The 6980-nt window shown below is 44.9% G+C and carries 6 protein-coding genes; all 6 read left to right on the plus strand.

The annotated features are described in order from the left end of the window. Positions 1 to 49: 49 nt before the first annotated feature. A complete protein-coding gene (locus HP456_RS17610; RefSeq protein WP_172253529.1) occupies positions 50 to 1789 on the plus strand; it encodes an adenine deaminase C-terminal domain-containing protein in 1740 nt (579 codons plus the stop codon). A gap of 44 nt (positions 1790 to 1833) precedes the next feature. Then, positions 1834 to 2865 carry a DUF3048 domain-containing protein gene (locus tag HP456_RS17615; RefSeq protein ID WP_172253531.1) on the plus strand — a complete coding sequence of 344 codons (1032 nt, stop codon included), beginning with the start codon at positions 1834 to 1836 and terminating at the stop codon, positions 2863 to 2865. 21 nt (positions 2866 to 2886) lie between these two features. Next, positions 2887 to 3189: a YerC/YecD family TrpR-related protein gene (locus HP456_RS17620; RefSeq protein WP_172253533.1), complete on the plus strand. Its 303-nt coding sequence runs from the start codon at positions 2887 to 2889 to the stop codon at positions 3187 to 3189. Between the two features lie 200 nt (positions 3190 to 3389). After that, the gene (pcrB, locus tag HP456_RS17625) at positions 3390 to 4076 is read left to right on the plus strand and encodes a heptaprenylglyceryl phosphate synthase (RefSeq protein ID WP_172253535.1); all 687 of its coding nucleotides are present in this window, start codon (positions 3390 to 3392) and stop codon (positions 4074 to 4076) included. A gap of 83 nt (positions 4077 to 4159) precedes the next feature. Further along, complete coding sequence (gene pcrA, locus HP456_RS17630) at positions 4160 to 6397, plus strand: DNA helicase PcrA (protein WP_172253537.1); 2238 nt, start codon at positions 4160 to 4162, stop codon at positions 6395 to 6397. Positions 6398 to 6727: 330 nt separating this feature from the next. Beyond that, positions 6728 to 6980: DNA ligase LigA-related protein (locus HP456_RS17635; RefSeq protein WP_446680273.1), on the plus strand; the 253-nt coding region annotated here is incomplete at its 3' end.

Below are 6980 nucleotides of genomic sequence, written 5' to 3' on the forward strand. Positions count from 1 at the left end.
AGAACTTAAATAAAACTGACAATACCATTCCACCAGAGGAGTGTTCGCTTTGGAACAACGCTACAGATGGAAGAATAAACAACTTCGGGAACATGTACAAGTTCTCGATGGAGAGCGATCTCCAACCATCCTTTTGAAAAATGCAACATACCTTCATTCAACATTAAAGAAATGGGTTAAGGGACATATCTGGGTGTATGAAGACCGTATTATTTACACAGGTGACAGGCTCCCGGATGTTGTCGGGGATTGTGAAATTGTAGACTGTACATTACAATACCTGGTTCCCGGATATATAGAACCGCATGTCCATCCATTTCAGCTTTATAATCCCCAATCTTTTTCCAAGTATGCATCCCAAACAGGTACAACTACATTTGTGAACGATAATCTTATGATGTTTTTACAGTTGGAAAAAAAGAAAGCGTTTTCTTTATTGAGGGATTTCAATAAACTGCCTTATTCGATGTATTGGTGGACACGGTTTGATTCGCAGACTGAAATGGTGCACGAAGAAACAACGTTTTCTAACGGGGATGTGAAGTCGTGGCTTGAACATGACGCTGTCGTACAGGGCGGGGAACTGACAGCATGGCCGAGGCTCCTGGAAGGCGATGACCTGATTCTTCATTGGATGCAGGAAGCCAAGAGAATGGGAAAAATCGTTGAGGGGCATCTCCCTGGATCATCCGATAAGACCATCGCCAAGCTCGGACTGCTTGGGATTGACGGAGATCATGAATCGATGACCGGTGAGGACGTATATAAGAGGCTGATCCAGGGGCTGACGGTGACGCTCCGTCATTCATCGATCCGTCCCGATCTTCCCATCTTGCTTGATGGTCTTCAAAAAATGGGCATCGATCATTATGATTCGATCCTCCTTACAACAGATGGTTCGACACCTGCCTTTCATGAAGAAGGTGTCTTGAATGTTTTGATAAAGATGATCATAGACAAAGGCATTCCACCGGTCGAGGCATATAATATGGCCAGCTATAATGCTGCGAACTACTATAATCTCACACATCTGCATGGATTGATTGCAACAGGGAGAGTGGCCAATATCAACTTCCTGAGAAGTAAAGATGATCCGACACCGGTTTCGGTCCTGTCAAAAGGCAAGTGGGTATGGAGAAACAGCAATCCTGTCGACCATGATCAGAAGATTCACTGGGAAGAGAATGGGTTTGCTCCGTTATCTCTCGACTGGGATGTCACGTATGATGATCTTCAATTCTCCATGCCTTTTGGGATCGAAATGGTAAACGATGTGATCACCAAGCCGTATTCAATCACCATCAATCCGTCCACTGACGAACTTTCGGAAGACCATGATCAATCGTTCCTTATGCTGTTGGACCGTGACGGGAAATGGAGAATCAGCACTATGCTGAAAGGTTTTTCAAATAGAGTGAAAGGATTTGCATCCTCATATTCCAACACGGGAGACATCATCTTGATTGGAAAAAGCAAACCCGACATGATTGCGGCGTTCAATCGGATGAAAGAGTTAGGGGGAGGGATTGTCCTCACTGAGAACGGGGAGGTCCTGCAAGAAATTCCGCTACCTCTCAGCGGCCTTCTTTCGGATAAAGAAATGCCGGAGCTGATTGAAGAAGAGAAGCGGATGAAGACTTTACTGTCAGAAAGAGGATATCGGTTCTCAGATCCCATCTACACTTTGCTTTTTTTACAGTCCACGCACTTACCTTATATCCGGGTGACGCAAAAAGGAATCTATGATGTAATGAAGAAAACGGTACTCTTTCCAACGATAATGCGTTAAAATATGAAAGTATAGAAACAGATCAAATAGGGGTGTTACGATTCATGCTTAAAAAGCCGCTTATTATTTTATTAAGTGCACTGACCCTTGCTGCGTGCAGCTCTGATAAAGAAGAAGCAGAGAAGACACCTGTAAAAGAAGAGAATGCTGCGCCTGCGTCCACGGAAAATGAAATGAAGTTCCAGTCGCCGCTCACCGGTGAAGAAATGAAGGAAGAGTCAAAGGACCGATCGGTTGCTGTCATGGTGAACAATCATCCTAAAGCAAGACCGCAGTCAGGTCTTTCCAAAGCGGATATCGTGTATGAAGTGCTCGCTGAAGGAGATGTGACCCGATTCCTGGCCATTTATCAAAGTCAGCAGCCTGAGCAGATCGGACCGGTCCGAAGTGCAAGGGACTATTATATTGACCTTGCCAAAGGTTATGACAGTGTCTACATCGCCCATGGCTACAGCCCGGATGCCGAAGCCAAGCTTGACAGCGGGGAAATCGATCATTTAAACGGCATGGAGTACGATGGTACGTTATTCAAGCGGGCAAAATTCAGGAAAGCGCCGCATAATTCATATATTTCTTTCGAACATATCCAAAAAGGGGCAGAGCAGAGCGATTTCGTGATGAATCAACCGCCAAAGTCGTTAAGGTTCTTAACCAAAGAAGAATCCATTAATGGGGAAAAAGCGAATTCCATCATGATTTCTTACTTTAATAACCCGCTTTTTGATGTCGTCTATGAATACAATCAGGACGAAGGTAAATACGAACGTTACTCAAATGGGGAACAGACCGTCGATTATGATACCGAAGACCCCGTTTTACTCGAGAATATCTTTATTGTCGAAACATCTCATCGAATCATAGACAGTGCAGGAAGACGGGATATCGATTTTCAATCCGGCGGCAATGCTTACCTCATTCAGGAAGGAAAGCTCCGGGAGGTTCAGTGGAAGAATGATGAAGGAAGAATCCTTCCTTTTGAAAACGGCAAACAAATCCCGCTGAGAAAAGGGGCTACCTGGATCAACATTATACCGAGCTCTCCAGGGTTATCAGGAACTGTCTCGTATCAAGAATAGTGAAGGAAAAGGAGACTACTTATGCAAATAAATAAACTAAGAGGGAAAGAACTGGATCAGCTCTTTAACGCGATTCTTTCCCTGCAGGATATGGAAGAATGCTATCGATTCTTCGATGATTTATGTACAATCAATGAAATTCAATCCCTGGCGCAACGGCTGGAAGTGGCGAGAATGCTGCAGGAAGGGAAGACATACCATAAGATTGAAACCGAAACGGGAGCAAGCACCGCAACAATTTCCCGTGTCAAACGCTGTTTGAATTACGGAAACGATACGTATCAGCTTGTTCTGGACCGTGTTCACGAAAAAGAAGAAAAATAATGATTGGACCGTTATCCATTTGGGTAGCGGTTTTATTTTGTATGGGGTGAACGATTCTTAGATTCTACCACCATAATGTTTCCTTCACCGATGTTCAGGCACTGATCAAATTTCAATTTTTGACAAAAGGCGAGGTAATGCGGCTCCCTTCCTCACATGATATAATACGTTAGATGGATGTATGAATGGAGGAACGATGAATGTATGATGTCCAAAACTGGAGCCATGTGTTCAAGCTGGATCCGAATAAACACATAGATGATGAAGAGCTGGAAGCTGTATGCGAATCTGGAACCGATGCGATCATTGTCGGGGGAACGGACGGTGTAACCCTCGAACAGGTCCTTGATTTGATGGCACGGATAAGACGCTACACAGTTCCTTGTATACTGGAAGTTTCGAATTTAGAGTCGATCACTCCCGGATTTGATTTATATTTTATTCCGATGGTGTTGAACAGCCCGAATACCGCTTGGGTAACGGGACTTCACCATCAGGCGGTAAAGGAATACGGGGAGATCATGAATTGGGATGAAATCCTTGTTGAAGGATATTGTATATTGAATAGTAATTGTAAAGCGGCGAAGGTAACGGAAGCGAACACGGAGCTGGCAAGTGAAGATGTCGCTGCGTATGCCATGATGGCCGAGAAAATGTTTAACCTCCCCATTTTTTATTTGGAATACAGCGGTACCTATGGGGATCTTGAAACAGTGAGAGAAGTGAAAGATTCACTTGAGAATACGAAGCTGTTTTACGGCGGCGGCATTAAGACGGCTGAACAGGCGAAGGAAATGGCCGGAGTATCAGATGTGATTGTCGTGGGGAATAGTGTTTATGAAGACTTGAAAGAAGCATTGAAAACGGTCAATGCAGTCAAACGATAGAATCGTACTGGAGGTTTCTTTCTCCTTGAGATATAATAGAAGACAAATATAGAACGTATGTTCGTTATGGTGGTGTGAATGTTATGCAATTTTTGACTGATCGGTTATTGAACGGAATGAACCCGGAGCAGGCAGAGGCTGTGAAGGCAACGGAGGGTCCTCTTTTGATCATGGCAGGCGCAGGATCCGGTAAGACTAGAGTGCTGACGCACCGGATTGCGTATCTTATGGTGGAAAAAGGGGTCAATCCCTATAATATCCTGGCGATTACTTTTACGAATAAAGCGGCCAGGGAGATGAAAGATCGTATTAATAACATCCTCGGGGGAGCATCCGAGAATATCTGGATTTCGACATTCCACAGCATGTGTGTGCGTATCCTCCGAAGGGATATAGACCGAATTGGAATGAATCGCAATTTTACCATTTTGGATTCTACGGATCAGCAGTCTGTAATCAAATCCATCTTAAAAGATCGAAACATCGACCCGAAGAAATTCGATGCACGTTCCATTCTCGGCTCAATCAGTTCGGCGAAGAACGAACTGATCAATCCCGAAGAGTTCTCCAAAACAGCGGGAGGGTACTATGACCAGGTAGTATCGGACGTCTATACAGAATACCAGAAGCGTCTCCGTAAGAATCAGGCACTCGACTTCGATGACCTGATCATGACGACGATCCAGCTTTTTCAGCGTGTACCTGAAGTGCTGGAATTCTATCAGCGTAAGTTTCAATATATTCATGTGGATGAGTATCAGGATACGAACAGAGCCCAGTATATGCTCGTCAAATTGCTCGCTTCCCGCTTTCAAAACCTTTGCGTGGTAGGGGATTCAGATCAATCGATCTATCGCTGGCGCGGAGCGGATATTGCGAATATCCTTTCATTTGAAAAAGATTATCCGCGGGCAAATGTCATCCTTCTTGAACAGAATTACCGCTCAACAAAGCGAATTCTACAAGCAGCGAACGAAGTCATCCAGAAGAACTCGAACCGTAAGCCGAAGAATCTTTGGACAGAAAATCATGACGGCGAAAAGATATCTTATTACAGAGCGGATACCGAGCAGTCGGAAGCCCAGTTTGTCACAGGGAAAATAAAAGAGATGGTGGAAAGCGGGAAACGCAAGTACTCGGACTTTGCCATCCTTTATCGTACAAATGCACAGTCCCGTGTGATGGAGGAAGTACTGCTTAAATCGAATATTGAATACTCCATCGTCGGCGGGATCAAATTCTACGATCGTAAAGAAATCAAGGATATTCTTGCTTACCTTCGCCTGATTGCGAATCCGGATGACGATATCAGCCTTCAGCGTGTCATCAATGTACCGAAACGGGGAGTCGGGGCTACTTCGATTGATAAGATCGCACGTTATGCAGGGGATCATGACATTTCGATGTTCGCTGCGCTCGAGGAAGCTGATTTTATCGGGCTGAGTCCGAAAATCACCAAAGCTGTGATTGAATTTAAAGAGATGGTAAAAGGCTATACTGGAATGCAGGAGTACTTATCGGTAACAGAGCTTGTGGAAGAAATCCTTGAGAAATCAGGCTACACCGATATGCTGAAAGCTGAAAAATCGATCGAATCCCAGAGCCGACTGGAAAACCTGGACGAGTTCCTGTCCGTTACAAAAAGCTTTGAACAGTCAAACGACGATAAGAGTCTGGTTGCATTCTTGACGGATCTTGCGCTGGTTGCAGATATCGATAAACTGGATGAAGATGATCAGCCGAAAGAATCCGTGATCCTGATGACACTTCACGCGGCGAAAGGACTTGAGTTTCCTGTCGTGTTTCTTATGGGTATGGAGGAAGGCGTGTTTCCTCACAGCCGTTCCCTTATGGAAGAAGACGAAATGGAGGAAGAACGCCGCCTTGCCTATGTCGGGATTACGAGGGCCGAAGAAGAGCTCTATATGACCAATGCCCAAATGAGGACTCTTTTTGGACAGACGAAAATGAATCCTGTATCACGGTTCATCGGGGAAATCCCTGCTGATCTCCTGGATGATGTTATGGCTGAAAGCAAAAGCAACAGCCCATTCTCCCCTTCCTATGGCAGATCCGCCGGAGGATCGCCTTCGCGTCCTGCACCGAGGAAACCTGTCACCCGTCCTGTTGTACAAAAAACAACCGGCGGTGAAGCAGTATCCTGGCAGGTGGGAGACAAGGCTGCCCACAAAAAATGGGGCACAGGTACCGTCGTAAGTGTAAAAGGCTCTGGCGACAGTGTCGAACTCGATATCGCATTCCCAAGCCCGACAGGAATCAAACGTCTATTGGCAAAGTTTGCTCCGATAGAAAAAGCATAATCAAGCTATGTAATAGATTATTTGTTGATTTAATTATTAGAGTTGACTCTGGCTGCTGATTGGAGTGGAAGACGAAGACTCCTGCGGGCGAAGTGACTAATGTGAGACCCTACAGGAATGACCGAGGAAGCTCACGAGTCACCCGCGGAAAGCGAAGTCTTCCACGGAATCGGGCAGCGGTGTTTAAAGGACAATTAAAATGTGGATGAACTCACTGCATCCAGTTAAACAAACGTTTGGTTAACAGCTCAAACCGTTGTTAAATCAACGTTCAAAGATTTAAACACTTGTTTAATAAGCGATGAAGATTAGCAAGAAAGGGTTGTTAGAATGGATCAACAATCAGCTGAAAAACGAATACAGGAACTACATGAATTGTTAAATCTATATAATTATGAATATCATGTCCTTGATAAACCTTCAGTGCCCGATTCAGAATATGACCAGCTGTTAAGAGAGCTGATTGATCTCGAGGATCAGTACCCTGAATTCAAGACCTCAGACTCGCCTTCTCAAAGGGTGGGCGGGGCGATTCTCGACGCGTTTGAAAAAGTTGAGCACAGGAGTCAGATGCTGAGCTTGG

Source organism: Bacillus haikouensis (genome assembly GCF_013179555.1).
Taxonomy (GTDB): Bacteria; Bacillota; Bacilli; order Bacillales; family Bacillaceae_B; genus Rossellomorea; species Rossellomorea haikouensis_A.